This window comes from Sporosarcina ureae (assembly GCF_002109325.1).
Taxonomy (GTDB): domain Bacteria; phylum Bacillota; class Bacilli; order Bacillales_A; family Planococcaceae; genus Sporosarcina; species Sporosarcina ureae_C.
The window spans coordinates 3245683-3272272 of sequence record NZ_CP015348.1 but is presented as its reverse complement, the minus strand read 5'-3'; the positions used below and the strand labels follow the sequence as shown (position 1 = coordinate 3272272).

The following is a 26590-nucleotide window of genomic DNA, read 5'->3' as shown; positions in this document are numbered from 1 at the left end:
TTGATTTTTTTCGATTCATTTTACAACCTACTTTCTTTTGCTACATCCATCATTATAACAATTTTCGATCTCGTTAACTAGACCTTCAAGGGATACTTTTTTCACAAATGACTTTGGTAATGCCTCTAAAAAGGATTTACCATAGGATTTGGTATCGATACGGCGATCTAATATAATAAAGAACCCCTGCTGATCAGATGAGCGAATCAATCTGCCGAATCCTTGTCGGAAACGCAGTATAGCTTCAGGTAAACCTAGATGCATGAATGCGTTTTTACGCTCTGCGACCAATGCTTCAGAACGCGCTTTAAAGAGAGGTTCATCCGGTGAAGTAAACGGCAGACGAACAACAACTACCGCAGATAATTGTTCACTCGGTACATCGACGCCTTCCCAGAAGCTCGTCGTGCCGAACAACACCGCTTTCTCCTGCTGTTTAAATGTCTTTAACAGCTTGTGACGACTTCCAGAACTAACACCTTGTGCAATCAATACATAATCTTCTTGCAATGATTCACTGTCGATCACCGCTTGATGAGTCTTCTTCAACATGTCATGCGACAAGAACAATGCAAATACTCGTCCTTCAATCGCAACGGCCGTTTGAATTAGTGCATCCGCCACCGCTTCGATATACTCATCATTCGATACTTGCTGAATATCCGGCATATCTTCCACAATTAACGTATGTGCGCCTTCGTAAAAGTTAGCAGGTGCTTTAAATGTATATAATGGGACAGAAGGCGGCAGTCCCGCTTGATCCAGCACGAAGCGATCTTGCTGTCCGGCTGTTAGCGTTCCAGATGTCCAGACGATACCTGCCTCACCTTCGAGTGTATCAATGAAATCCCGGATGACTTCAGAACCGTTAACTGGGCTTTTCTTGATCTGTAAACTACCTGGCAAACTGCGGCTGTCTTTTTCCATCCAAACCGTCGAGCTCATTTTCGGCTTTTCCAAAAATAGTTCAACCCATTCTCCTGCTTTGACTTTCATTTCATTGACCCAATAAGACCATTCATTCAGTACAGCAAGCTCATGAACAGTTAATTCATTCGAGAGGTTTTTTAGTGGTGCAGCATATTTTTCAGACACGCTAATATATTCATTCATCTTACGCAAAACTTTAGTGAAAATTTCATTCGTCCTCAAACGCTTAGATAGTGGCTGTATCGTTTTTGTCACCTGTTTATCCCCGTTATTTGAGTTCGAGTTGATCAGTACGAGCATCGATTCATCGAATGCCAACATGAATTCGTCAAACGCGTGTTGTAAGCGTTCGGTGGAAGTTTTATGATTAAAATGAAATCGTATCAAGACATCTTGCATATCAAACAGCAACTGACAATTACTTAAGCCGTTCAACTGACTCATTACATACTTCCAATTTGTATAGGAAAACACTTGCTGATGCGTGCGAATAGCTGCTTGATTCATTTGATGCGCTTCATCCACCACCAAACCACTAATGGAATGGAATAACGGATCATAGCGCTGTTTGTCATTTAGTAACATCGAGTGATTCGTCAACAACACCATCGACTGCTGGCAGTTTTTTAATGTATGTGTATAGAAATCGGCTATTCGTTCATCTTTCTTCACGCGCATCGAACGCTTACGGATACGGTCGACAAACAGCTGACCGCCTCCCGATACATTCACCTCATCTAAATCTCCAGTAGTCGTTTCTGTCAACCAGACCAATAACTGCATGATCGTGATGGAGTCATCATACACTTCATCATTAAAATGCATAAGTTCTTCAAACTTTCCCAATGAAATATAATTTGACATACCTTTGATCACAGTCGTTGGAATCGTTATGTGCAAAGCCTTTTCAAGTTTTGCGACTTCCTCGGCTAGTGTATCGACCAAATGGTTTGTATACGTACTAATAACAACCGGTTGTTTCGTTTCAAATGCACGAATTAATGCCGGTACTAAATAACCGATCGTCTTGCCTGCACCCGTAGGAATCTCAACAGCCACTTGTTTCTTTTCAATGAATGATTGCCACGTCAAATCCATCAACTGTGCTTGACCTTCTCTAATATGATAAGACGGATGAATTTTCTGCATCACGTGCTCTTTCGCCATCTCGTCTGCTGGAAATGCTATAGGCTGCGGCCACGCCATAGTGCGGAGCTTCGATTTTACATACGGAATCCCTCGGAACAAAGCGTAGTCACTAGATGTTTCATGTCCTCGAGAGCGCTTAAGTGCTTCATAGAATAACGTCGAGATTTCAGATTTCATCGCAAATGAACGCTCATGCATACGATTTAATGTTTCTTTAGGTAACGTTTCAATTTTATCAAGTGCCTTCAACAAGAACAATGCAGTCGCTTCCGCATCATCATCCGCACGGTGAGCTTGCTGTAAAGGGATACCCAGAGATTCGGCTATATCCTGCAATCGATAACTAGGCAATGTAGGATACATAATCTTCGCTAGTTCTACTGTATCAATCGTCTTGCCATACCATTGTGACATGCCACATCGTATGAATTCTTTTTGTAGAAATGATACGTCAAAGTCTGTATTATGCGCGACAAAAATACACCCAGCAAGCAAATCTGCCACCTCTTCAGCGATCTCTTCAAAAGGAGCGGCGTCTGCAACGTCTTCATCTCCGATTGATGTCAATTGATGAATAAAGGGCGGAATCGAGCGCTGCGGATGCACATAGCGCATATATGTATCGATTATTTGATTGTTCTCAATAAAGACAATTGCTATTTGAATAATCCGATCTCCCTTTGAAGGCGAATGACCAGTCGTTTCCAAATCGACAACTGCATATTTGCTTGTAGACATACCATCATCAACTTCCTATTTGGTTTCTAAAGCAAATTGTATCACACTTACCACAGCGACTCACGTCTTGCATCGGAGTCAATGACAAGAAAAAATTAAAAGGAACATTGGGTAGTAGTTTCGGATTAAAGCTCTAGTTCGGAACGCAGATCAACGCTTCTTTCTCCTTCCCAACTCTCAAATTCTACAAACTAAACCCCCATTCGAATAACTCTCAAATGGGGGTTTAGTACTCTTTAGAATATAGCGACGCCAGGTTTTTCCGTAATAACTTCTTTCACACGATTGTTCTCATCCATAATCAACACAGTCGGTCGATGCGTGCGTGCCTCTTCCTCCGACACATACACGTAGGATAAGATGATGACGATGTCGCCTGGCTGCACAAGACGCGCAGCAGCCCCATTCACACAAATCACGCCGCTACCTGGCTCTCCTTCGATAATATACGTTTCGAAGCGCGCACCGTTATTATTATTGACGATCTGCACTTTTTCATTCGGCAACATACCCGCAGCTTCTAATAAAGCTCCGTCAATTGTAATGCTGCCTACGTAATTCAAGTCAGCTTCTGTGACAGTAGCGCGATGTAATTTTCCATTCATCATCATTCTAAACATTCTATTCATCCTTTATAGTTGACATAATAATATTATCTATCAATCTTGCGGAAGTAAACTGCACCGCTGCGGCTATGATCACTTCTGCCGCGTCGTTGATATTTTCATCCAATGATGGATAAGCCAGTACTTCGACATAATCAATCGTTCCTGACGTTTCCTCTTCAATCGTTCTGCGCACGATCTTCGCTACCTCTTGCAATGGAATGCCTTCATAATAACTGCGTCTTCCCAAGCTCAGTGCACGATAAATCGCGCTCGCTTCATTTCGTTCATGTTCAAGTAATCGGACATTACGAGAGCTTTTCGCAAGACCGTCTTCTTCACGCACAGTAGGTACACGAGTAATTGACGTACGCAAGTTGAAATCACGTACGAATGTTTCAATAATCGCAAGTTGCTGTGCATCTTTCATACCAAAATAGGATTCATCTGGATCAACGATATTGAATAATTTCAATACCACTTTCAATACACCATCGAAATGTCCTGGTCTAGAAGCACCACATAGTCGGGATGCCTGTTCACCTGGCAAAATACTGATTCCGCTTTTACGAGGATACATCTCTTCAGCAGATGGAATGAATAGATAATCCACTCCTGCAGTGGATGCAAGTTCCGCGTCATGCTGTTCATCCCGTGGATAGGCATCATAATCTTCACCGGGTCCGAACTGTGCAGGATTCACGAAAATACTCATCACCACGATGTCATGATCTCTCCGCGCTTCTTTCACTAATGCCATATGTCCTTCATGAAGGAAACCCATTGTCGGTACGAAACCAACTGTGCGTCCGTTTCGTTGTCTTGGATTAAGAATATTTTTCAGTTCAGCGATTGAACGAACTATTTGCATAGTAGCACTGGCATTCATAGTGTCTTCCCCCCGTACAACGCATCCAGTTCCTCTTCCTTCATAGTGAAGCGGTGGCTCTCAGAAGGGAATGAACCGTTTTTCACTGCCGAGTTATATAACTTCATGGCGCCTTCGATATCTTTACCAACTTCCGCATAACTTTCAACGAATTTTGGTAATTTATGATTACCATAGCGAACCATGTCATGAAAAACAAGTACTTGTCCATCTGTTTCTGCGCCTGCACCAATTCCGATGATAGGAATAGAAACGGCCATAGAAACTTCTTTCGCTAATTGGAAAGGAATACACTCGAGCACGATCATGAATGCTCCTGCTGCTTCACAAGCTTTAGCATCATCAATCAGCTGTTTAGCTGCCGCTGCTGTTTTACCTTGTACTTTATATCCACCGGTGACTCCAGCAGACTGCGGAAGCAATCCTAAATGTGCACATGCTGGCATACCCGCTGTCGTCAACAACTTGATTTTATCGATGACTGCACCACTGCCTTCTACTTTAAGCGCATTCGCAGAAGTTTCCTGGAATAACCGTAAAGCATTCTGTAAGGTTATGTCAGCTGAACCATGATACGTACCAAACGGCATATCTACGATGACAAATGTATCTTTTGCACCTCGGCGAACTGCTTTGCCGTGATGCGACATCTCGTCAAGCGTCACATGCGATGTCGAATCATAACCGAGTACGACCATACCAAGTGAATCGCCTACAAGAAGTACATCAATCCCCGCTTGTTCTGCAATTTGTGCTGTCGGATAATCATACGCTGTCAGCATACTGATTTTCTCACCGTTTGTTTTCATTTTCGAAAAATCTGTTGTCGATTTCACTGTTAATCTTCTCCTTTACGTCTGATTTCAGCAGGCGTTTGGTAGGCAAAATAACCAAAAATAAAACCCTACTGATCCAAATTTGGACAGAAGGGTTGCGTAAGCGTTTGATTTAGCTTCCTCCGTCCCTGTCTATAAAGATCAAGGCAGATTTCTTATATAATTCATTTGCCAAGCAGGTGCAGCTCCATAATTGATACCGCCCTATGCGTATACTATATCAAAACAGTCAGATTCTGTATAGTTTTAATTCTTAATCTCGATATCTGCGGAATAAATTCCGCGAATCGTTCCGTCTGCAAGTTGTAGTTCTAGCATGCCTTCATGTGATATACCAAGTGCGACTCCTTCAACTGTTTCATGGACCATGCTCGCTTTAATTTTCTTGCCTGTAATGGCGGCATAACTTTCCCATAAAATTTTAATTGGAGGAAATCCTTTTTCGACATATAAGTCCGTATATTGCTCAAGATACTTCAGGATGGCCGCCACTAATTGCGCTCGGTCAATCATTTCGCCTTTTTCGATACGTAATGATGTGGCAATCGTCTGTAATTCTTCAGGGAAATCGGATGGCTGTTGATTAGCATTGATGCCCATTCCCAAAATAACCGCTTTGACACGATCGGGATCCGACTGAAGCTCCGTCAAAATACCTGTAACCTTTTTACCGTTGATCAAAATATCATTTGGCCACTTGATGATAGGTTGAATATCTGCCACTTCCTCAATTGCACGAACAATGGCTACTGCCGCTACCAGTGTCAATTGAGGGGCATATTGCGGTGCCAGTTCGGGACGAATAATCAAACTCATCCAAATGCCTCGATTTGCTTTTGACGTCCATGGTCTAGCCAAACGTCCTTTTCCAGCTGTTTGTTCTTCAGAAATAATCAACGTGCCATCTTCCGCTCCATTTTGTGCGTCTTCATGTGCAATCGTCTGCGTAGTAGGGACTGTTGTAAAATATTTAATAGTCCTTCCGTAGCGTTCTGTCGTTAAATACTCCGTGATGTTTCCTTGGTTGACCAAATCTGGGGCTTCAATTAAGTAATAGCCTTTCTTTCGTTGTGACCCAATTTCATAGCCTTCTTCTTCAAGCTCTTTAATGTATTTCCAAATAGCTGTGCGTGAGAGACCGAATTCATCGGCAATATCTTGACCCGATATAGGTTCACCTTGCGCCGCAAATAATCGTTTCAATAATTCACTTTTCACGGGTGATTTCATTTATAAACCAGTCCTTTATCGCCTGTGCGTCATTTTCAATTTGTCCGAAGACAATTGCTCGTTCGATTTTCTTGATCCAATCACTCGTCCATTTTCCACCACTTTTGCCTGACCACTTCAACAAGTCCGTTCCAGTAAAAGCGAGATCTGTACGAGTTCTAATCGGTAATTGCTCTTTATATTGTTCAATTTGCTGTGTCATTAATTCATTATCTTCATGATTCACATGATACACTTTTTCTACAACTTCTAAAACGTCGGTTGAATAGCTATAGAATTCCCATGGACCAAATACATGATTTCTACGGCTAGCAAATGCTTCCTCAAATTGTTTCAAAAAGCGTTTTTCCTCGTTCGACAATTTGAACTGTCTTGAGAGATTTGCGGCTTCTGTGTCCGTTAAGGCAAGCATTGCTGCGAAGCCGTGACGCGCGTGAAGAAACGGAGTGTAGCGATCCAGTGTATCAAATGCCGCAAGTAACTCCGGAAAAAGTTCGGGTAAACCAATTTGACGTCCGTAATGAAATGCACGGGAAGGATTCTCTCCTAGAAACAGTTTATCCATTTCGGTTTTGATCCGTTCAATTGCGACATGCCGTAATGAAGGAGCTAGTTTTTTCATCGAATCCAATGTTTTTTCTTCAATTTCAAAATTCAAAACAGAGGAAAAACGCAAAGCACGGAAAATACGTAGCGGGTCTTCCCCAAAGCGTTCTTCAGGGTTCCCCACGCAACGAATGATCTTTTGCTTCAAATCCTTCAGTCCATCAAATAAATCTATGAGTTCACCATCCACTGTCATCGCAAGCGCATTGATCGTAAAGTCACGTCGTTGTAAATCTTCTTTCAATGAATTCACATAGATTACTTCATCAGGATGACGCTGGTCGCTATATGTAGATTCGGTACGGTACGTCGTCACTTCAATCGGCTCGCCGTGCATCATCACCAGAATCGTACCGTGTTCAATACCGATATCGATAGTATGCCTAAATACTTCTTTGACTTGGTGAGGTGTAGCAGACGTTGCTATATCGATATCGAGCGGCTTTTTGCCGAGTTCAGCATCACGTACTGCACCGCCGACAAAGACTGCTTCGTAGCCTGCTGTACTTAATTCTAGAATGACTTGCCGGCTCGCTGCGGAACCAAATGTAGACGTCATTTCATCGCCGCCACTTCATAATATAATTCCTCATATTGTTCTACAATCGAATCAGAACTAAATTCTTCTTGCACTGTTTGAATCGCATGTTTTTTCATTTGTTGATATAAAGCCGAATCGCTCAGCAACTGTGTGACACGATCTGCAACAGCTTGTACATCGCCTAGTTGCACTAAGAATCCGTTAACGCCATCCTGAACAACCTCCGGGATACCGCCGATTGCATTGGCTACGGCAGGCACACCGCACGCAAAAGCTTCGAGTAAGACGAGACCGAATGCTTCTTTCTCAGAAAGTAACAACATCACATCACTGATTGATAATAATTCAGGTAGATCATCCCGTTTCCCTAAGAACAGAATATCGTCTTGCAATCCAATACGTTCTACATACTCTTCCAAATCAAACTTTTCAGGACCTTCACCAACTAATAGCAATTTTGCTTTATGTTGCTTATCGATTAAACGGAAGCTTTCGATAATATCGGGAATGCGCTTCACTTTACGGAAATTAGATATATGGATCAGTACTTTTTCATCTTCTGCAATACCTAGTTCTTCACGCAGATGCGCTACTTCACGTGGATAATACTTTCCCTCGTCGATAAAGTTGTAAATCGTTCGTATTTCCGTCTTCGGTTGTAGCAACTCAATCGTTTCATTGCGTAATGAACGTGAAACAGCTGTTACACGATCAGATTTATTAATACCATAAGACAATGTATTTCGTAATGCAGGGTCGTGGCCAAGAATCGTCACATCGGTACCATGTAAGGTCGTTATAATACCGATAGAGGATTCCGCCATATCTTTTGCCAGAATAGCAGAGATCGCGTGTGGCACCGCATAGTGTACGTGGAGCAAATCCAGCTGTTCCGATTCGATGACTTGCGCAATACGGTTCGCAAGGGCAATGTCATAAGGAGGGTACTTGAATACCGCATATCCTTCGATCGTCACTTCATGAAACTGGATATTTGGATGAACATCTAAAAAACGAAAAGGTTTACTCGATGTAATATAATGCATCTCATGACCTTTACTCGCCATTTTCAGTCCTAATTCCGTTGCCACTACGCCTGATCCTCCAAGCGAAGGATAACAAATGACACCTACTTTTAATTTTCTATGTTGCATACATTAACCGCCTCATCGCAAAATTTTAATCTATAATTTTTTCAAGCCCGTATACGAATCGTGGTGTGGAAACTGATTCACGAATCGCCAGTAATATCCCCGGCATAAAGGACTTACGATCGAATGAGTCATGACGGATTTTGAGTAACTCTCCTTCACCGCCAAGGAGCACTTCTTGATGTGCAAGCAATCCAGGTAACCGAATGCTGTGAATCTTCATTCCCTCCACATCTGCACCGCGTGCGCCTTTTAGCGTTTCTTGTTCTTCAGGATGACCTTGAATATGAGCTGCACGGACTTCACGAATCATTTCTGCAGTTTTAACAGCAGTTCCTGACGGTGCATCGAGTTTCCGATCATGGTGCATTTCAAGTATTTCAACGTCTCCCAAATAACGTGCAGCTTGTTGGGCAAATTTCATCATTAACACAGCGCCTATCGAGAAGTTCGGTGCGATAATACAGCTCTTTTGCTGTTCATTGGAAAGGCTCTCCAAGTCCTCTAGCATTTCAGCAGTCAATCCTGATGTTCCGATTACTACGTCCATACCAAGAGATAATGCTTCGCTTGCGTTAGCGAATACCGCATCAGGATCCGTCACATCAAGTAATACATCTGGATGGTGCGCCGCATGTAACGCTGCAAGAGATGTATATATTGGAATTCCATCTTTCGCATCTGTTACTGAACCATTATGTAAATATTCTCCATCATGTTTATAATCTAGTGCCGCCACGATTTCAATGTCTGCTGCTTCCGTACCTGCCACTACCGCAGTTCCACCCATTCTTCCACGTGCACCTGCTATCGCTAATTTAATCGTCATTCCATTTCCTCCTTTTTAGTCCAGCGGTCTTTATCTCTTGTGTTGAATTTTGTCAGGACGGTCTCAAGTGCTGTAGATAAATCGATTTGTTGTGAGTTGGCGAAACAGATGAGGACGAATAATAGATCGCCTGTTTCTTCCTCCAAAGTCCGCACAGCTTCAGTAGATTTTTTCTTCTTCATACCATAGCGATCTTGAACTTCCCGTGATAATTCCCCTAACTCTTCTGTCAATCGCGCGATGAGTTCCATAGGAGGAAAATATCCTTCTTTAAAGCCTGTTATGTATGTGTCAACTTCCTGTTGCAGTTGTTCCATCGTTTTAGTCATCGCAATCAACTCCCCTTCCTATCGTATGCATTCTTCTGGCTATTGTCAAAATATAATATTTAGCACATACTATGTATAATGCACGAATTGTGACATGAAAATACGTGCGTTGAATGGACAAGCTATCTAGAAATAAAAGCTTGATGACATCAAGAGTGCATCTAACAAAGGAGTGTTGTATTTGTTCGCTGGAATTCGTGTACGCAATATCTTATTAATTATCTTGGGTGCAGCATTATTTAGTTTCGGACTCGTAAACTTTACGATCCAACATGAACTGGCGGAAGGCGGATTCACAGGAATTACGTTGATCTTACTGTTCGCCTTCAATTGGGATCCCGCATTGATGAACTTGTTGCTGAATATTCCCATGTTCATTATAGGATGGAAAATGCTTGGTAGACGTTCCTTCATTTATACCGTCATTGGTACAGTAGCCGTCTCCGTATTCATTAAATTGTTTATGAAATATGAAGTCAATATCCATATGGAAGGCGATCTATTCTTAGTTTCATTATTTGCGGGTGTTTTCATCGGTGTTGGGCTCGGTATTATATTTAGAAGCGGTGGTACGACAGGCGGCTCTGATATCATAGCAAGGCTTGCGCATAAGAAATTCGGCATTACAATGGGCAAAACGATGTTCACATTTGATGCAGCAATCATCTTATTGTCATGGGCTGTGTATTTAGACTACCGTTCGATGATGTACACTTTAGTTGCGTTATTCGTCGGTGCGCGGGTCATTGATTTCGTTCAAGAAGGTGCATATTCCGCAAGAGGTGCTTTCATCGTAACGAACTTCCCCGATGAAATCGCTAGTAAAATCGCCGATTCAATGGAACGTGGCGTGACCGTGTTCAAAGGATACGGACATTTTTCAAAGGAAGATCGTGAAATACTCTATTGTGTAGTCGGTAAAAATGAAATGATTCGATTGAAGAATCTGATCGTCTCAGTCGATCCTGAAGCGTTTGTCTCCATGATGGAAGTACATGATGTCATGGGTGAAGGTTTCACACTGGATGAACAAAAACGGCCAATTGCCGATTAAAAAAATCCTTCTGCTATATCAGCAGAAGGATTTTTCTGTTTATTAGTCGCGGCTTGTAAAGATTAGTACTAAACGTACTAATTCTAGAACAGCTACTGCAGTTGCGGCAACATATGTCATCGCTGCTGCACTTAATACCTTTTTCGCTTGTGGCTCTTCGTCGTTGCGGATAATTCCAAGTTGAACGATCTGGTCCATCGCACGTGAAGATGCATTAAACTCTACAGGCAATGTAACAATTTGGAACAATACACCGACTGCCATCAACACAATTCCGATCCCTAGCAAAGAATTCATGCTTGAGAAGATAATTCCGATCATGATGAATACCCAAGATGCGTTAGAAGTTATACTTGCGACTGGCGCCAATCTGTGGCGGAAGCGCAAGAAAGAGTAAGCCTCTTTGTCTTGAATAGCGTGACCAACTTCGTGCGCAGCTACTGCTGTACCTGCAACAGATGATTCGTGATAGTTACTCGTAGACAATGCCACGATTTTTGTCAATGGATTATAGTGATCCGTTAAGAACCCCTGGCTCTCCACAACTTTCACATCATGTAAACCATTTTGATCCAGGATAAGTCTCGCTACTTGAGCACCGGTCATCCCAGAAGTAGAACGGATCTTCGAATACTTTTTATATGTGCTTTTCACTTTAAATTGCGCGTAAATCGGTAGCAATAAAATGACGGCAAAGTAAATCCAGAACACGTCGATCTCTCCCCTTTCTCTTTCTCTCTATCCTACATTTTATAATGTTTGCTTGGTTACTGCAACTATTAGCTACGCTTTCAAAGCCCGTGCTTTCAATCTTGATCTATAATCCCATATTGCAATTACAATACAAGCGATCGATAACCAAAATGTGAAATAACCGATTTGCGGACTGAATTGCGTCAAGTCACGGTAAATGGGCATTTGCCCAAACACATAATCAATTACATCGTTATGAAGTGTCCAAATTGCGGCAATGGCAATATGCCACCCAGTGAATCTATATTTCGGTAAATACAGAATGCCTTGCAATGCCATTGCGAAGTGAGAACCAATCAGCATCCAACCAACCCAGCCGATCGAACCCGTTACGACAAGTGTCAGCAAGTTCATTGCCACTGCCCATAATCCATATTTGATCAGCGTAATGAGTGCGAGAGCTTCCATCAGTTTGAAGTTTCGATTGAGTAGCCAGCCGATGATAGCGAAACAAAAGAATAATGTAGCGGTCGGACTATCCGGTACGAAAATCCAAAACTTTGGCTCGGTAATTTCCAGCTGCCACATATACCAATCATATCCGTACACAGACCCTAATATATTAATGAAAAGAAGAATCCATAAGAATGATTTATGTGAAAGAATCATCCAGATTTGTGCCCATAACATTCGCAAAAACATCACCACTTCCATTGGAATATACTACTTCTATGTATAATTTGGTTACGTATAAATAGATAGAAAAAAAGAGCCAGTTTCCTGACTCTTTTTTCTTACTTCGTTTCTAGCTCAGATATAAATTCAGCAAGTACTTGAAGATCTTCATCTGAACCTTCCCATGTACCAGGAGGCATTGAACCTCGGCCATCATGAGCGATTTCGATGATTTCTTCAGGTGTCATACCTGTGTTAGTTAACGGCAAGCCCAATCCACCTTGGAAAGAGTCACCGTGACAGCCAATACAGGAAGAGCCCTGATAAATCTCATACCCTTCTGCTGTTTCATCATATTCTACTTCATCAACGATTGCACCTTGAACTTTTGCTGCTTCCCAGTCGTGGTTTTCGACTGATTCCCAAGTCAAGTAGAAGATCGCCAAGAATGAAAGAATCATGAAGCCTGTTGGCAACGGACGCTTAAATGGACGTCTCTCTTTCGTTGTATCCATGAATGGAACTAGCATTAATGCCATAAATGCCAATCCTGGAATGACGATCGCACCGATCACGTTATAAGGACCGGAAGCGAATTCATATTTCAATAGCTGATACATGAATAGGAAATACCAGTCTGGTATCGGTATATACATTGTATCCGTCGGGTCCGCTTGACGCTCAAGCGGTGACGGGTGTGCAAGAGTAACGATTAGATAGCCGATTAAGAAAACCGCTCCAACCATCCACTCTTTCAATAGAAAGTTTGGCCAGAATGCTTCGGTTTTACCCGGATATTCTGAGTAGTCTTTTGGTGTATTCGCCATCTTGCCTGAAGCCTTGATGCGCGAATCCCCAACAAATTTCATCCCTTTTCCGCGGTGCATGTTATTCCCTCCTTCTTAAATTTCAGATGACCCTAACCATAAAACTGGTTCTTATAGTGGTCCGGAAATACCTTGTCTTCTGATCATGATAAAGTGTGCTGCAAGCAACCCAAGCAAAGCAGCTGGTAGGAAAAATACATGAATCGCGAAGAATCTTGTTAACGTCTGTGCACCTAGAATCGTGGAATCACCCGCGAGAAGGATTTTAATCTGTTCTCCGATGAAAGGTACTGACGCGGCAATCTCAATCCCAACTTTTGTTGCAAATAGAGCTTTCATATCCCAAGGCAATAGATAGCCTGTGAAACCTAGACCTAGCATGACGCCGAAGATTAACACTCCGACGATCCAGTTCAATTCACGAGGTTTCTTATAAGACCCTGTAAAGAATACACGCAAAGTATGTAGGAACATCATTACGATAACTAACGAAGCTCCCCAGTGGTGCATCCCTCGCACAAGTTCACCGAATGCAACATCATTTTGAAGGTAGAAAACTGATTTCCATGCGTTTTCAATATCCGGTGTGTAATACATTGTCAGGAACATACCAGACAAGATTTGGATAACCGTTACGAAAAACGTCAAACCTCCGAAACAATAGATGAATGCAGAAAAATGATGTGCAGGGTTTACGTGCTCAGGTACTTCGTGGTCAGCGATATCTCGCCAAATTGGTGTGATATCTAACCGTTCATCCACCCAATCATAAATTTTATTTAACACTGCGGTCGTACCCCCTTACCCTTTAGACTAATGTGTTCGGTATTACTCCACCAAGATAGACAAATCCGTCGATGACTTCTACTTCAAACTCATCAAGCGGTCCAAGTGGCGGTGTTCCTGGAATGTTATCACCATTTTTCTTGTAACGTCCAGCGTGACAAGGGCAGAAAAACTCGTTTTTATGCTCGTCGCCTTCCCAGTTTACAGTACACCCTAAGTGTTTACAGACTGGAGAAAGTGCTATGACTTTGTCGCCTTCTTTGTAGACCCAAGCCGTGTTAGATTCGTCAGAAGTATACCATGCATCTTGTCGATCTTTGATTGTATAGTCTACACGAACCGGTACTTCTGAAAGATCGGCTTCTTTTTGCGGTGTTGGAATCATGTCGGAACCGCCGGCACTAGCCAGAACGGGATCAATTGCGAAACGAATCATCGGCATCAGCATTGCAGAGGCCATGAACCCACCAGTTCCCATTAATGTATAACTTAGGAACGTGCGTCTTGACACTTTATTGCTCATCAGTAATTTCCCTCCTCTTACTCCAAAGTCAGTCCCACGGACATTCTTTTGCTAATTGTAATACTAGGACATATCTATGATATATCAATATGAAACTAAATTCAATAATGCTTTTAGTAGGTGCTTAAGTTTGTGGACAAATATTAAGATTTGGTGACAAACCGACATAGTTCTTTAAATAAGTACAAAATAGTGCTTGCATCCTCTTGGTAGCGGTATTTCTGAATGATTACTTTGTGTTAATTAGCGTTGTCTTCGGACTTACTTTTAATACGTATACAGATTAAAGTTTAACATAGTTCAAATTCAATTTCCAAATCGATTACTGCCTCAGCTTGAATCGACCACAAGAAATACCTTCCACTTTTATCGCAACGATTAAAGGGTCGCCTCCAAAGCACAAATTCTCCCCAAAACTTAGAAATTATTCACTAATCGCAACCAGCTTCTCACTGCACGTTCCAACTCTCCATGAAGTGTGTCAGAACTTGCCGTAGCTGGTCTTCCATGATGGTCTGACGTAGATGGTTATCCATTGTCTCTAGTGGGATAGACGGCAGCCAGACAATCTTACCCTCCACCGTGACGCTTGTCCACTTCGGATCCGTCGTGAGATAGAAAACATGCGTAAAGGAAGACTTCTGCAAGTCCTCTGACAGCGTATCTGCCATTTGCTGCAAGTCTGTCGACTGTGTATAGGACACAGGCGGCATGAACATCATACGCCCCTTGAACTGCTTCTCGATGAACATGGAAAGATTCATCAAGAATTCGGAAGAGGAAGCGCTGTTTTTCATAGTTTCAGGTCGCGTATCTATGGCAATCAAAGGCACAACGATTGTATCGATATATTCTTTCTGATTTATGTAGGTATCTACATCCTTCGGAACCCAGTTCATTGTCATTCCTCCTTACATTACTTAGTAAAGTTTAGCGCATATGTTCCCTCAACGCAAACCAATGATTCCACCGCGAAGGGCGAAATCATTGGTGAATGTCTTTATCTTTTTTCATTTCATTCAGCATAGCCGTTAAGCTGATGAATAGCTCACGGTCGCCTTTGTCTAGCGCTTCGTCGATTTTCTTCAGCAACATTTCATTGGTCGTCAAGGTGAAGCTCTCTTCGAGAAGTTTTTCCGCTATTTGCTGGTCCTTCTTTTTCTTCAAGAGATCTTCAGGCAAATAAGGATTCTCTTCCGCCACACTCGCATACTCCGGACACTTATTGCTGTTTTTGAAATTCAGTTGGATGAACATATCTTCATCTGGATGCAGCCTAAGGTCGTGAAATGATTTTTCTGCGTCTGCTGTCATCAAACTCCCCTTGTAGAAACGGAAGGGAATACTATCCACTTCTGTTGTGGAAATGATCATAGCACGCGGACAGTGATGAGCTTCATCTGTGAAGTGAACATTCGTCAATAAATGTTCGTTGCTGAGAAGATAATTTAAAATCCATACACATTCCCGTCGCTTTAATCGATAGCGCTTTAAAAACCACCTTAAAAATTCTTTCTTGGCAGCTACAGGAACCATGGCATTCATCTTACCCCTCCTCTTCAGATTGCGCGATATATGCTGTCCATTCTTCTTCATGCGGTGCAATTCTAACTAGCTGCTGAATAATCGGCAATGCTTCTTCGCGTTTGCCTTCCTCTAGCAAGAATCGTGCATATTGATCTAAGAAAGCAGCATCTTCGTTCATCCCATCATATGCTTTCAAATACATTTCATTCGCTTTTTTATAATCTTCCTTACGCTCATAGGCATATGCAAGAAAAGCATCGAGTAAAGGAATCTCCAATTGATCTGCTTCTGCGTACAGTAGCAATTCAATTAATGCCTCGTCCTCTTCCTGATTTTCGTAGACTGCAGCAAGCGTTACGAGAGCATCGATATATTCCGGATCCAGTACGAGTGCTTCTTTCAAATGCATTTCTGCTTGTTCAGGCATTTGCAGTTTTAAAGCAGATTTACCTGCAGCGAGTTGTAATTCTTTATCAAATTCATCACGCTCAATACCTTTTTGGAACAGTTCATAGGCTTTGTCATCTTCATTTTGCTGGGCATAACTTTGACCTGCTAGCATATAGGCCGAGAAATAATCTGGATCCATTTCAATTAATTGCTCGAGACGCGTTACGGCTTCCGAATAGCGTGCAGTTTGGTAGTAAGCCAATGCCAATCCGAATAATTCTTCAGGATTTGATGCATTCTCAAGTAATTCCTCATAGAAAGGTATGGCTTCTTCATACGCAGCACCTGCGCTGTAAGCTTCGGCAAGACGTGAAGACAGACGTACGCCCGCAACCTCGTCAGATGACTCGTGAAGCTTCTGATAAATTCTCACCGATTCACTGTATCTTCCTGAGTCCAATAGAAGCTCCGCTTGCGCTAGCTGGATTACCAGTTCGTGAGGAGCCAGTTCTGCAGCTTCCCGTACTTTAGCTAATGCTGTTTCGGCAAGGCCAAGCATTTGATAATAATCCGCCTGCGCTAGCAATGCTTGAACATACTCTTCCTCGTCTGGTGAGATATCCGTTAGCAATAATAGCGCTTCATCCTCTTCACCCAGTTCAAGCAAAGCAGCAGCTCGATCTATTTTCAGCTGCGCTTCATCCGGGAACACTACTAGTAGCTCTGAGAATATCCCGTCTGCTTGTCCGACGAATCCATATTCGACTAACATATTCGCGACATCATATAGAGCATCATATTCATTCGCCGCTTGCAGTTTCTGTATTTTATCTTGTAGAGCATCTAAATCTCCGTCGAGTAAAATTTGCTCCAATTCCTGCAGTACATTCATTTCTTCACCTGAGCTTTCTATTCTACTTTATTGATTCACTAGCTCCGATAGATCTTCGAAAAAGTGTGGATAGGAAATAGCAATACAAGATGGATTATCGATTTGAACAGGACTAGACGTAATCAATCCTGCAACGGCTGCCATCATTCCAAGACGGTGGTCACCGTATGATTGCAGTGTAGCTCCCGTTAAAGGTGTCGGTCCTTGTATAATCATTCCATCCGGTGTGGTCTCGATATTCGCTCCGAGTTTCCGCAATTCTGTAGCAACTGCTTCAATACGGTCCGTCTCTTTAACACGAAGTTCTTCCGCGTCTTTGATCACGGTCTTTCCTTCCGCTTGTGTTGCCAACAATGCAAGTACGGGAAGTTCATCGATCAGTCTTGGAATCAATTCGCCACCAATTTCCGTCCCTCGCAGTTTAGAATGTCGGATACGCACAGTACCGTAGCGCTCACCTGTAAACCCTTGTTCATCCGATAGTTCGATCTCTACACCCATCGATTCCAGTACGTCTAGTATACCTGTCCGAGTAGGGTTCAATCCAACTTTTAGAAACGAAACATCACTATTTTCTACTACTGCTGTTGCTACCATGAAAAATGCTGCAGATGAAATATCCCCTGGCACTACAACATCAGTCCCCGTCAGTTGCTGTCCACCTTCTATACGAATCACTTTATCTTGTTGTTCAAGCTCCGCACCAAATTGGACTAGCATGCGCTCCGTATGATCACGAGAGACAGCAATTTCAGTAACAGAAGTCGTGCCCTGTGCTTGAAGACCCGCCAGTAAAATGGCAGACTTCACCTGTGCACTGGCAACAGGCATTAAATAGTCGATGGCCTGCAACGTTTTTCCAGTGATAGTTAGAGGTAAATAATCCGCCTTCCCTTCACTCGTAATAGTAGCACCCATTTGTTCTAAAGGATCTGTTACGCGTTTCATTGGTCGCTTCGACAAATATTGGTCTCCACACATTTCAGAAGTAACCGAAGATCCTGATAAAATACCTAGCATTAAACGAGCAGTCGTTCCCGAGTTGCCTGCATCCAATGCCTTAGCAGGTGTCTGCCAATTCGCGATGCCAGGACTTTCAACAGTGACATCTGTTCCGTTACGAGTAATCTTCACACCAAGCTGTTTGAACATTTCAATCGTACTCAGACAATCTTCACCATCCAAAAATCCACTGATAGTCGTTTTGCCTTTTGCAATTGACCCCAACATCACGGCACGGTGGGAAATAGATTTATCTCCAGGTACTTGCAAAGTGCCGCGAAGGACCGGTTTTTCAAATGAAACGGTTTGTTGTTCTGACATTGCGCTCTCCTCCTCTTAAAGTACGTGCATGGAATAATCCGTTTCTGACGTCAACACTTGACGAGCTCGCTTACGTTCAGAAGCTGATTGAAAGCTAATAACCAAAATACCGTACACATCTGTACGTGTTTCGACGATACGTATATTAGTCAAACTAATATTAGAATCTGCTAGAATTTTAGTGATTTCGGAAATGATACCAGGATGATCGGGTATGTCGATGTGTAAATCAAATGGCATATAAAGCGCCCCTTGAGTTGCACCTTGACTTGTGGAAGGCAATTGATCGCGGTACGTTTTTGCCTGTGCAAAGAAATCAAAAATATGCTCTGGATTATTCTCTTCTAGCATATCGCGGATCGAGTTCATCTCATGAAGCCAACCATCCACTTGTGACAATAATTCTTCTCTATTTTGAATGGTAATATCTCGCCACATGACAGGATCTGCCGAAGCGATACGTGTTAAATCTCTGAAACCACCTGCAGCCAATTTTTTTACGAATGGTTGATCTTCTTCTTGTGCAGCTAAACGACCGACTAAAGAAGATGCAACAATATGCGGAAAATGGCTAATAATTGCCGTCATGCGATCATGCTCTTCTGCTTGTAGTACAATCAATTTCGCTTTAGTTGAAGACAGCAAATTTTCTATATGCATGATTTGTTCTTCAGTTGTTGTTTCATTAGGGGTGAGAATATAATACGCATTCTCAAAGAGATGCTCCATCGCAGCAGATACACCGCTCTTATGAGAACCCGCCATCGGATGACCACCAATGAAGGTAATTCCTTTATTTTGCAATGCTTTAGCTGCATCCATAATAGGTTTTTTCGTACTGCCTGTATCACTGACAATTGCATGTTCTTTAAAGTCCCACTCTACCGCTTCTTCAAAAAGAGCCACTGTCGTGTTAACAGGCGTCGCAAAAACAACAAAGTCAGCCTGTTCACAGGCTGATTTTGCGGAAGGTGCAACCGTATCGATGATTCCTCTTCGAAATGCTTCATCAGCAGTAGCGTAAGAACGGTCAAAACCTATAATATGAACTTCTGGATTTCGCTTTAATGCTAGACCAAGGGATCCACCGATCAACCCGAGTCCGATAATACTTACAGTCGTTTTCATTGTCATCTATCCTTACTAGTTAGTTAATAATTGATCAAATGCTTTGAATAAACCTGTATTTTGCTCATGCGTTCCAATTGTCACGCGAACAAATCCTGGTGTGCCCAGCAGATTTCCGCTGCGGACAATATATCCGTTTTGTAATAACACTTCGCATGCTTCATCTGCATCTCCAGGTACAGCGATTAATACAAAATTAGTAGCCGAAGGATAGATTGCTAATGAATGCTGTTTTGCATACTCCTCATAACGTTTTCGTTCTTCCGCATTGTGGGTCACGCAATGTTGAAGAAACTCCTGATCTTCAAGCGCAACTTCCGCTACCGCGAGCGCCAATGAGCTGTTGTTGAAAGGATTTCGTACTTTATTGAGTTCTGATACTACATCCGCGTTCGTCACACCGTACCCAATGCGAAAACTTGCTAGTCCATATGCTTTAGAGAAAGTACGAAGAATAATTAAGTTATCGTAGTCATGAATCCACTTCATTGCGTCTTCCTGTGAAGAATCCGTAACAAATTCAAAGTACGCTTCATCAAGAACGATAAGAGCTGTCTTAGGCGCTTGATCCAAGAAATTTTTCACCGCTGTACTCGACAAAAGATTTCCTGTCGGGTTGTTTGGGTTACAAATCCAGATGACTGCTGTTTCTTCATCCGCAACTTTTAAAAAGCCTTCTAGATCGTGGTCGCCATTTTCAAGCATGGCCACTTCACGAATTTCCGCTCCCTCAATTTTTGCATTATGTGCATATTGAGGAAACGTTATGGAAGCCATCACTGTATTCGTACCCGGTTGCAGTAAGGCACGTGAAATGATAGTAACAATTTCATCTGAACCGTTTCCGAAAAGAATTTCATTCGATTCAACTTGATGGAATTCCGCTAGCTTTCCACGTAAACCTGCTGTGTATACATCTGGGTATATTTCAAATTGGGCTGCTTTTGAACGTAAATACTCTGCGACTTTCGGTGATGAACCATAAGGGTTTTCATTTGAAGCGAGCTTATTTACTTCTTGCAAGCCGTATGTATGTTTTACACCTTCTAGTGAACGGCCTGGGGTATAAGGTTTCATCGTACGTAAAATTGGTTTCCACTTCATGGGATGGCTCCTCCTTTACTTTCGTTGATTTATTTTTGTAGATCAGGTCGTAATTGAATTGCCTTATTTTGATAGATATGTTGTATTTCATTTTGTTTTTTTGATGTATTTACATTCATCATGACGCGTATACACATACGCATAGAGCCTGGTACATCGATCTCATGTGTACACATAACCGGCACATACGTCCAGCCTTCAATTGAGCGGATTGCTTTTGCTGGGAATGCTGCTTTGACATCCACTGTCGTTGAAACAATGACCGAAACGATATCTTCGGGTTTAAATTGATTCGCCTCTGCCATTTCGAGTACAAGAGACTCTGTCGCTTGTAACACTTCTTGCGCGTTATCAGTTTCCACAGTTGTGGCGCCTCTAATTCCTCTTACACTCATACGATCCCCTCGCTTTCCAATTTCTCTTTGAACTCCATAAATGCTTTCTGACACTCTTCTGCACTAATTTCCTTCACAAACGGTTCACCAATCTTTTGCAGTAACACAAAATTCATCTTACCAAATGAAGCTTTTTTATCCTTTTGCATATAGGATAATAACTCTTCGAAACTATAAGAGAATACCGGTCCGAATGTATAACCGTTACGGTTAGCAAAGTGAAGATAACGATTAGTAAACCCTTCAGGAATATCACCATATTTTTCACTTAGCAAGAAAGCATATCCCATACCGATCATGACACATTCTCCATGACTGAGAGCGCCGAATCCTGATGCCGCTTCTACTGCATGACCAAATGTATGACCGAAATTTAGAAACTTACGTGTAGAACCTTCAAACTCGTCTTGTCCTACAATATCGGCTTTCACTTGGATGCCTTGTAATAATTCTTTTTCAAGCCACTCGATGGATGGAGTAGAGAACTCCTTCTTTTCCAATAATTGCTCTGTCCAATGCGCATCCGAAATAAAGGCGTGTTTGACTAATTCCGCTAGTCCTGAACGCATTTCGGAAGCCGGCAACGTGTTAAATACATCCGTATCAAATAATACCGCTGAAGGCTGGTGGAATGAACCGACCATGTTCTTCCCTTCCGGCATATTGATGGCTGTCTTGCCACCGACTGCACTATCATGCGCAAGAACAGTTGTAGGGCATTGAATGAAGCGAATTCCACGCATAAACGTAGCTGCCACAAATCCTGTCAGATCTCCGCATGCTCCACCGCCGAAAGCGATGAGAAGTGAATTACGTGTAAAACCTTCAGTCAGTAAGAAAGACTGACACTCTACGTAAACTTCTGGCATTTTACACTTCTCGCCGCCAGGCACAATTTTCACCGATACCTCGCGACCAGAACGTAGTAGAGCTTGTTGTAATAAAGGAAGATGTAACTCCGCAACATGCGCATCGGCAATGATACCAATTTTATCTGTCGAACTAAGTAACTCTGCATATTCAGTCGAAAATAAATCATATGTTTTCGAACCTATATAGACGTCGTATCGATGATCGCGGACGGAAACCGTTAACTTATCCATCTTAAAACTCCTTTACATATTGTCTATATTGTTCAATATCCTTCTGTAGACCGTCCATTGTATCCGAACGGAATTCCTCCATGATAGCTTTTGCCATTTCAGTTGCGATGACATGCTCAGCTACAACGGATGCGGCAGGAACCGCACAAGGATCAGATCGCTCAATTGTCGCAACGAAGGCTTCTTTCGTATCGATATCTACGCTTTCGAGTGGCTTATAAAGCGTCGGAATTGGTTTCATTACACCGCGAACTACGATTGGCATACCTGTCGTCATTCCACCTTCAAGTCCACCTAAACGATTGGATTTACGGTAATAGCCTTGATCTGCATTCCATGCGATTTCATCATGCACTTCACTGCCTGGCATTTTCGCCATATCAAATCCAAGACCTACTTCCACACCTTTAAATGCGTTGATGCTCATCATAGCTCCAGCAAGTTTGCCGTCCATTTTACGATCAAACTGTACATAACTACCGATTCCTGGAGGGCATCCTTCGATGATCACTTCCACTACGCCGCCCAGTGTATCGCCGCGTTTTTTAATCGCATCTATCGCTTCTGTCATTTTGGCTGACGCATCTTGATCCGCACAGTATACTGCATCTTCTTCTACGATGGCACGAAGTTCTTCTATGGATAAATCTGCATAAGCAGCAGGATTTGTTTGAACGCCACCAATTTCTGTTACATGCGCTACAGTTTCGATACCGAGCTGACGCAAGAATTGCTTCGCAACTGCTCCGATTGCTACACGCATCGTTGTCTCACGTGCCGACGAACGTTCAAGGACATTTCGCAAATCACGGTGACCATATTTCATGCCACCTACAAGATCTGCGTGCCCAGGACGTGGACGAGTGATCTGACGCTTCACATCTTCAGGATTCATATCTTCGGGAAGTGGTTCTACGCCCATAATACCAGTCCAATGCTTCCAATCATCGTTAACAACCGTCAGCGTGACCGGTGAGCCTATTGTTTTACCATGGCGTACACCAGAAGAGATTTCCACAAGGTCCTTCTCTATTTGCATTCTACGACCTCTACCGTGTCCACCTTGTCTTCTCTTTAATTCTTTATTGATCATTTCAGCCGTTAGTTCCATCTGTGCAGGTAATCCTTCAATGATGGCTGTAAGTTTTGGGCCGTGTGATTCTCCAGCTGTTATAAAGCGCATATTCGATTCCTCCGTAACGTGGATTATTGTTTTTTTCTATAAAAGAATGTATCTACTGATTCAAAATTGTATTTTTCAGGATTGAAGATCTGTTCTGTGCTTCCGACGAACAGAATCCCCCCTGGCTTTAATGCTTTGGAGAAGTTGGAATAGATTTGGTCTTTCGCCTCTTCCGTGAAATAGATCATCACATTACGGCATACGATCAAGTCATAGTTTGTATCATAGCGATCTTCAAGCAAGTTTTGTTGTTTGAACGTAACTGTTTTCTTAATATCATCTACAACTTGATAAGATGCGCCTTCTTTTATGAAATATTTATCAATGATTGGCTTGGGGACTTCTTTTAATGCACGTTCATTGTATAGGCCAACTTTCGCACGATTCAACACGCCCAGATCAAGATCCGTCGCGTGGATGGAGATATCACGCAATGGAACATGTGAGGACAGAACCATCGCAAGTGAATAAGGCTCTTCTCCCGTAGAACAAGCGGCACTCCAAATTTTCAAGCGCTTATTTTTCTCTAATAATTGCGGGAAAATCTTCTTCTCTAAGACATTCCAACGAACGGCATTGCGGTAAAATTCTGACACATTAATCGTCATTCGGTCAAGGAATTCTTCCAATAAGTCTTTGTCTGTTTGAATAGCTTGAGAGTAATCTTTAAAATTACGGAAGCCTTTTTTTTCATACAAAGAAGTGAGTCTTCTCTTCATTTGAGCTTCTTTATATAAAGATAAATCGATCCCGGTCTTCTTCTTTACGCCTTGAATTAATATCGAATAATCAGACATCTCATGACCCCCTGTTGCCTTTTCTTTCTATGTACGTTCTCATTATAGCGGAAAAAGTATATCGTATGTATAAGAAAAACAGCCACGCGAAATTCGCTCGGCTGTTTTTGGCAATTAATTAATCCAGTTGTTCACTGTTTTGTCATAAGTCACAAGCTCTTCTTCTTTAAAGAACAAGTTGATCTCGCGGCTTGCTGACTCAGTTGAGTCTGAACCATGAATGATATTCTTGCCTACTGTTACAGCGAAATCTCCGCGGATCGTTCCTGGAGCTGATTCTTTCGGATTTGTAGCACCCGTCATTAAGCGTGAAGTAGAGATTACGTTCTCGCCTTCCCATACCATTGCGAAAACTGGTCCAGAAGTGATGAATTCTACAAGCTCTCCGAAGAATGGACGTTCTTTGTGCTCTCCGTAATGCTGTTCAGCAAGTTCTTGAGAAATGTTCATTAATTTCCCGCCAACTAATTGGAATCCTTTACTTTCGAAACGACCAACAATTTCACCAATTAGGTTACGTTGTACGCCGTCAGGCTTTACCATTAAAAATGTTCTTTCCATCTCTAAAACACTCCTTCAATCATGTATAGGGAATATCCCTTTTAAATCGTAACATTGACGCCTTTTTCTTTCAACTATTAACAAACATCGTCAATATTTTCGTTGTCCGATGAAATCAGCGATTTGAATCAATGCTTTCTTCGATTTGCTATTCGGTAGACTTTCCAATTCCTTCAACGCTTTGATCAAATACAAATCACTCACATGCTGTGCTTTGTCGATCGCACCACTTTGTCGAATATAACGAAGCATCGCTTGTCTATCTGACTCTTCCATCTCACCGGTAAACGCACGTTCCATAAAGGGTTTGAATTGTTCATCATCTTTTATGTATAAAACCGGCAAAGTAATATGACCATTTAATAAATCGCTTCCGGCTGGTTTTCCAAGCTCCGCATCTGTTGAAGTAATGTCCAGGATATCATCAATAATTTGAAATGCCATCCCTGTGAAATAGCCATAACGCTTCAATTTCCGAACAGTTTCTGCATCTGCATCCGAACTTAATGCGCCAAGTTCACAGCTTGAAGAAAGCAATAAAGCCGTCTTACGCTTAATACGCTTTAAATAATCACGTAATCCTTGATCGGTTTGTTGCTGGAAATCAATTTGAATGATTTCCCCTTTGCATATCTCAAGCATTGTCTCTGCCAAAATTTGATGGACAGAAGCTTTTTCGATATTGCCTATAGATGTCAGCGCACGTGAAAAGATGAAATCGCCTGCATACATCGCTACCCTGTTGTTCCACTTCGCTTTAACAGTTTCTAATCCGCGCCGCATATCAGAATCATCGATTACGTCATCATGGACAAGAGACGCCATGTGAATTAATTCTAGTGATACAGCGACCTTTGCAGCATTTTCCATCGAATAGTTACCAGACTGTGCAGCCAAAATCACAAAAATCGGCCGAATCCTCTTTCCACCCGCTTTCAATAAATGCAAAGAAGCTTGACGAACAATGGGAGAAGAAGATTGCACGGAACGCTCAAGTTCTTTTTCAATATAGGACATGTCTTTGCGGAAATCCGTATAAAGCGACATCAACTTAATTTTCTCCAAACCCATTACCTTCTCCCGTGTACTCATTATTTGTAACCGATATGGCCCGCCGCCGCACCGCCACTGTAAGACTTATAAGAAACCTCTTGATATCCTGCATCGACAAAAAGTTGCGCCAACTCTTTCATGCCTGGGAAATCATTTGCAGATTCTTGTAGCCAAGAATATTCTTTATAGCTCTTCGCGAAGAGTTTACCGAATAACGGCATAATATATTTGAAATAGAAACGGAAACCTTGACGATAGACAGGTATTTTGGGTTGAGATGTTTCCAAACATACTGCCATACCACCCGGTTTTAAAACACGTCGCATTTCTTTTAATACAGTTAAGTAATCCGGAACGTTTCGTAGACCAAAACCTATAGTCACATAATCGAATGAATGATCCGGGAAAGGAAGAGACATGGCATTACCTTGAATCAATGTTAGATTCGGATAAGGTGCTACTTTATCTCTGCCGGAATCCAGCATGTTCGCACTGAAGTCCAATCCAACAATTTCGCCAGTAGGTCCAGCCGCCTCGGCTAATGCTACGGTCCAGTCTGCTGTACCGCAACAAACGTCAAGTGCTTTCGCTCCAGGCTGTACATTCATGCGCACCATGATATCATTTCGCCACTTAATATGTTGATTGAAACTGATCACGGAATTCATTTTATCATAGTCTGTCGAAATTTTTTCAAAGACGTTATGAACTTTTTCTTCTTTTGAGACCGCCACAGTTCGTCC

At 42.3% G+C, this 26590-nt stretch carries 28 protein-coding genes; 1 reads left to right on the top strand and 27 read right to left on the bottom strand.

Features of this window, described 5'->3' with window-relative positions; all coding sequences use genetic code 11:
- Nucleotides 1–27: 27 nt before the first annotated feature.
- From dinG to SporoP32a_RS15995, 9 genes are all read right to left on the bottom strand, one after another.
- Nucleotides 28–2817, bottom strand: a complete 2790-nt coding sequence (gene dinG / locus SporoP32a_RS16035; protein WP_085428826.1) for an ATP-dependent DNA helicase DinG — start codon at nt 2815–2817, stop codon at nt 28–30.
- Nucleotides 2818–3053: 236 nt separating this feature from the next.
- Nucleotides 3054–3437 carry an aspartate 1-decarboxylase gene (gene panD / locus SporoP32a_RS16030; RefSeq protein ID WP_085428825.1) on the bottom strand — a complete coding sequence of 128 codons (384 nt, stop codon included), beginning with the start codon at nt 3435–3437 and terminating at the stop codon, nt 3054–3056.
- A gap of 1 nt (nt 3438) precedes the next feature.
- Nucleotides 3439–4311 (bottom strand): pantoate--beta-alanine ligase, encoded by an 873-nt coding sequence (gene panC / locus SporoP32a_RS16025; protein WP_335696114.1) that lies wholly within the window; start codon nt 4309–4311, stop codon nt 3439–3441.
- The gene (panB, locus tag SporoP32a_RS16020; RefSeq protein WP_085428824.1) at nt 4308–5147 is read right to left on the bottom strand and encodes a 3-methyl-2-oxobutanoate hydroxymethyltransferase; all 840 of its coding nucleotides are present in this window, start codon (nt 5145–5147) and stop codon (nt 4308–4310) included. Before panB ends, panC begins: the two co-directional genes overlap by 4 nt.
- 246 nt (nt 5148–5393) lie before the next feature.
- Nucleotides 5394–6377: a biotin--[acetyl-CoA-carboxylase] ligase gene (locus tag SporoP32a_RS16015; RefSeq protein WP_085428823.1), complete on the bottom strand. Its 984-nt coding sequence runs from the start codon at nt 6375–6377 to the stop codon at nt 5394–5396.
- Nucleotides 6355–7542, bottom strand: coding sequence for a CCA tRNA nucleotidyltransferase (locus tag SporoP32a_RS16010; protein ID WP_085428822.1), 1188 nt, complete (start codon nt 7540–7542; stop codon nt 6355–6357). The genes SporoP32a_RS16015 and SporoP32a_RS16010 overlap by 23 nt, the downstream gene beginning before the upstream one ends.
- Entirely contained in the window at nt 7539–8678 is a 1140-nt protein-coding gene (gene bshA, locus SporoP32a_RS16005) for an N-acetyl-alpha-D-glucosaminyl L-malate synthase BshA (protein ID WP_085428821.1), read from the bottom strand. The genes SporoP32a_RS16010 and bshA overlap by 4 nt, the downstream gene beginning before the upstream one ends.
- Nucleotides 8679–8703: 25 nt before the next feature.
- Complete coding sequence (gene dapB / locus SporoP32a_RS16000; RefSeq protein ID WP_085428820.1) at nt 8704–9504, bottom strand: 4-hydroxy-tetrahydrodipicolinate reductase; 801 nt, start codon at nt 9502–9504, stop codon at nt 8704–8706.
- Nucleotides 9501–9833 carry a nucleotide pyrophosphohydrolase gene (locus tag SporoP32a_RS15995; RefSeq protein ID WP_085429116.1) on the bottom strand — a complete coding sequence of 111 codons (333 nt, stop codon included), beginning with the start codon at nt 9831–9833 and terminating at the stop codon, nt 9501–9503. Before SporoP32a_RS15995 ends, dapB begins: the two co-directional genes overlap by 4 nt.
- A gap of 181 nt (nt 9834–10014) precedes the next feature.
- Here SporoP32a_RS15995 and SporoP32a_RS15990 point away from each other — a divergent pair, with 181 nt between their 5' ends.
- Nucleotides 10015–10887: a YitT family protein gene (locus SporoP32a_RS15990; RefSeq protein WP_085428819.1), complete on the top strand. Its 873-nt coding sequence runs from the start codon at nt 10015–10017 to the stop codon at nt 10885–10887.
- A gap of 42 nt (nt 10888–10929) precedes the next feature.
- Here the strand turns inward: SporoP32a_RS15990 and SporoP32a_RS15985 are convergent, their stop codons facing one another.
- The 18 genes from SporoP32a_RS15985 to SporoP32a_RS15900 form a co-directional block, all read right to left on the bottom strand.
- The gene (locus SporoP32a_RS15985; RefSeq protein WP_157130002.1) at nt 10930–11604 is read right to left on the bottom strand and encodes a zinc metallopeptidase; all 675 of its coding nucleotides are present in this window, start codon (nt 11602–11604) and stop codon (nt 10930–10932) included.
- A 66-nt stretch (nt 11605–11670) separates the two neighbouring features.
- Entirely contained in the window at nt 11671–12282 is a 612-nt protein-coding gene (locus SporoP32a_RS15980) for a lipoprotein heptaprenylglyceryl N-acetyltransferase LhaT (protein ID WP_085429115.1), read from the bottom strand.
- Between the two features lie 92 nt (nt 12283–12374).
- The gene (locus SporoP32a_RS15975; protein ID WP_085428817.1) at nt 12375–13142 is read right to left on the bottom strand and encodes a menaquinol-cytochrome c reductase cytochrome b/c subunit; all 768 of its coding nucleotides are present in this window, start codon (nt 13140–13142) and stop codon (nt 12375–12377) included.
- A 51-nt stretch (nt 13143–13193) separates the two neighbouring features.
- Nucleotides 13194–13868: a menaquinol-cytochrome c reductase cytochrome b subunit gene (qcrB, locus tag SporoP32a_RS15970; protein ID WP_029053030.1), complete on the bottom strand. Its 675-nt coding sequence runs from the start codon at nt 13866–13868 to the stop codon at nt 13194–13196.
- A gap of 22 nt (nt 13869–13890) precedes the next feature.
- The gene (locus SporoP32a_RS15965; RefSeq protein ID WP_085428816.1) at nt 13891–14394 is read right to left on the bottom strand and encodes a QcrA and Rieske domain-containing protein; all 504 of its coding nucleotides are present in this window, start codon (nt 14392–14394) and stop codon (nt 13891–13893) included.
- A gap of 446 nt (nt 14395–14840) precedes the next feature.
- Nucleotides 14841–15290, bottom strand: coding sequence for a DUF2487 family protein (locus SporoP32a_RS15960; protein WP_198166185.1), 450 nt, complete (start codon nt 15288–15290; stop codon nt 14841–14843).
- Nucleotides 15291–15375: 85 nt separating this feature from the next.
- A complete protein-coding gene (locus SporoP32a_RS15955) occupies nt 15376–15936 on the bottom strand; it encodes a ReoY family proteolytic degradation factor (RefSeq protein WP_085428814.1) in 561 nt (186 codons plus the stop codon).
- A 1-nt stretch (nt 15937) separates the two neighbouring features.
- Nucleotides 15938–17200: a tetratricopeptide repeat protein gene (locus tag SporoP32a_RS15950; RefSeq protein ID WP_085428813.1), complete on the bottom strand. Its 1263-nt coding sequence runs from the start codon at nt 17198–17200 to the stop codon at nt 15938–15940.
- 27 nt (nt 17201–17227) lie between these two features.
- On the bottom strand, nt 17228–18523 hold the full coding sequence (gene aroA, locus SporoP32a_RS15945; protein WP_085428812.1) for a 3-phosphoshikimate 1-carboxyvinyltransferase: 1296 nt from the start codon (nt 18521–18523) through the stop codon (nt 17228–17230).
- Between the two features lie 15 nt (nt 18524–18538).
- Nucleotides 18539–19651, bottom strand: coding sequence for a prephenate dehydrogenase (locus tag SporoP32a_RS15940; RefSeq protein WP_085428811.1), 1113 nt, complete (start codon nt 19649–19651; stop codon nt 18539–18541).
- A gap of 15 nt (nt 19652–19666) precedes the next feature.
- On the bottom strand, nt 19667–20755 hold the full coding sequence (gene hisC, locus SporoP32a_RS15935; RefSeq protein WP_085428810.1) for a histidinol-phosphate transaminase: 1089 nt from the start codon (nt 20753–20755) through the stop codon (nt 19667–19669).
- A gap of 29 nt (nt 20756–20784) precedes the next feature.
- Nucleotides 20785–21150, bottom strand: coding sequence for a chorismate mutase (gene aroH, locus SporoP32a_RS15930; protein WP_085428809.1), 366 nt, complete (start codon nt 21148–21150; stop codon nt 20785–20787).
- Nucleotides 21147–22253, bottom strand: coding sequence for a 3-dehydroquinate synthase (aroB, locus tag SporoP32a_RS15925; protein ID WP_085428808.1), 1107 nt, complete (start codon nt 22251–22253; stop codon nt 21147–21149). The genes aroH and aroB overlap by 4 nt, the downstream gene beginning before the upstream one ends.
- 1 nt (nt 22254) lies before the next feature.
- Nucleotides 22255–23436, bottom strand: coding sequence for a chorismate synthase (aroC, locus tag SporoP32a_RS15920; RefSeq protein ID WP_085428807.1), 1182 nt, complete (start codon nt 23434–23436; stop codon nt 22255–22257).
- Nucleotides 23437–23459: 23 nt separating this feature from the next.
- Nucleotides 23460–24233 (bottom strand): CheR family methyltransferase, encoded by a 774-nt coding sequence (locus SporoP32a_RS15915; RefSeq protein ID WP_085428806.1) that lies wholly within the window; start codon nt 24231–24233, stop codon nt 23460–23462.
- 114 nt (nt 24234–24347) lie between these two features.
- Nucleotides 24348–24794 carry a nucleoside-diphosphate kinase gene (gene ndk / locus SporoP32a_RS15910; protein ID WP_085428805.1) on the bottom strand — a complete coding sequence of 149 codons (447 nt, stop codon included), beginning with the start codon at nt 24792–24794 and terminating at the stop codon, nt 24348–24350.
- Between the two features lie 90 nt (nt 24795–24884).
- The gene (locus SporoP32a_RS15905) at nt 24885–25859 is read right to left on the bottom strand and encodes a polyprenyl synthetase family protein (RefSeq protein WP_085429114.1); all 975 of its coding nucleotides are present in this window, start codon (nt 25857–25859) and stop codon (nt 24885–24887) included.
- Between the two features lie 26 nt (nt 25860–25885).
- The gene (locus SporoP32a_RS15900) at nt 25886–26581 is read right to left on the bottom strand and encodes a demethylmenaquinone methyltransferase (RefSeq protein WP_085428804.1); all 696 of its coding nucleotides are present in this window, start codon (nt 26579–26581) and stop codon (nt 25886–25888) included.
- Between the last annotated feature and the right edge of the window lie 9 nt (nt 26582–26590).

What these genes read in the sequence shown, in the direction of transcription:
- dinG (WP_085428826.1), bottom strand. Translation starts at nt 2,817, where the DNA reads ATGTCTACAAGCAAATATGCAGTTGTCGATTTGGAAACGACTGGTCAT.
- panD (WP_085428825.1), bottom strand. Translation starts at nt 3,437, where the DNA reads ATGTTTAGAATGATGATGAATGGAAAATTACATCGCGCTACTGTCACA.
- panC (WP_335696114.1), bottom strand. Translation starts at nt 4,311, where the DNA reads ATGAATGCCAGTGCTACTATGCAAATAGTTCGTTCAATCGCTGAACTG.
- SporoP32a_RS16015 (WP_085428823.1), bottom strand. Translation starts at nt 6,377, where the DNA reads ATGAAATCACCCGTGAAAAGTGAATTATTGAAACGATTATTTGCGGCG.
- SporoP32a_RS16010 (WP_085428822.1), bottom strand. Translation starts at nt 7,542, where the DNA reads ATGACGTCTACATTTGGTTCCGCAGCGAGCCGGCAAGTCATTCTAGAA.
- bshA (WP_085428821.1), bottom strand. Translation starts at nt 8,678, where the DNA reads ATGCAACATAGAAAATTAAAAGTAGGTGTCATTTGTTATCCTTCGCTT.
- dapB (WP_085428820.1), bottom strand. Translation starts at nt 9,504, where the DNA reads ATGACGATTAAATTAGCGATAGCAGGTGCACGTGGAAGAATGGGTGGA.
- SporoP32a_RS15995 (WP_085429116.1), bottom strand. Translation starts at nt 9,833, where the DNA reads ATGACTAAAACGATGGAACAACTGCAACAGGAAGTTGACACATACATA.
- SporoP32a_RS15980 (WP_085429115.1), bottom strand. Translation starts at nt 12,282, where the DNA reads ATGTTTTTGCGAATGTTATGGGCACAAATCTGGATGATTCTTTCACAT.
- SporoP32a_RS15975 (WP_085428817.1), bottom strand. Translation starts at nt 13,142, where the DNA reads ATGCACCGCGGAAAAGGGATGAAATTTGTTGGGGATTCGCGCATCAAG.
- SporoP32a_RS15960 (WP_198166185.1), bottom strand. Translation starts at nt 15,290, where the DNA reads ATGAACTGGGTTCCGAAGGATGTAGATACCTACATAAATCAGAAAGAA.
- SporoP32a_RS15955 (WP_085428814.1), bottom strand. Translation starts at nt 15,936, where the DNA reads ATGAATGCCATGGTTCCTGTAGCTGCCAAGAAAGAATTTTTAAGGTGG.
- SporoP32a_RS15950 (WP_085428813.1), bottom strand. Translation starts at nt 17,200, where the DNA reads ATGAATGTACTGCAGGAATTGGAGCAAATTTTACTCGACGGAGATTTA.
- aroA (WP_085428812.1), bottom strand. Translation starts at nt 18,523, where the DNA reads ATGTCAGAACAACAAACCGTTTCATTTGAAAAACCGGTCCTTCGCGGC.
- SporoP32a_RS15940 (WP_085428811.1), bottom strand. Translation starts at nt 19,651, where the DNA reads ATGAAAACGACTGTAAGTATTATCGGACTCGGGTTGATCGGTGGATCC.
- hisC (WP_085428810.1), bottom strand. Translation starts at nt 20,755, where the DNA reads ATGAAGTGGAAACCAATTTTACGTACGATGAAACCTTATACCCCAGGC.
- aroH (WP_085428809.1), bottom strand. Translation starts at nt 21,150, where the DNA reads ATGAGTGTAAGAGGAATTAGAGGCGCCACAACTGTGGAAACTGATAAC.
- aroB (WP_085428808.1), bottom strand. Translation starts at nt 22,253, where the DNA reads ATGGATAAGTTAACGGTTTCCGTCCGCGATCATCGATACGACGTCTAT.
- aroC (WP_085428807.1), bottom strand. Translation starts at nt 23,436, where the DNA reads ATGCGCTTTATAACAGCTGGAGAATCACACGGCCCAAAACTTACAGCC.
- SporoP32a_RS15915 (WP_085428806.1), bottom strand. Translation starts at nt 24,233, where the DNA reads ATGTCTGATTATTCGATATTAATTCAAGGCGTAAAGAAGAAGACCGGG.
- ndk (WP_085428805.1), bottom strand. Translation starts at nt 24,794, where the DNA reads ATGGAAAGAACATTTTTAATGGTAAAGCCTGACGGCGTACAACGTAAC.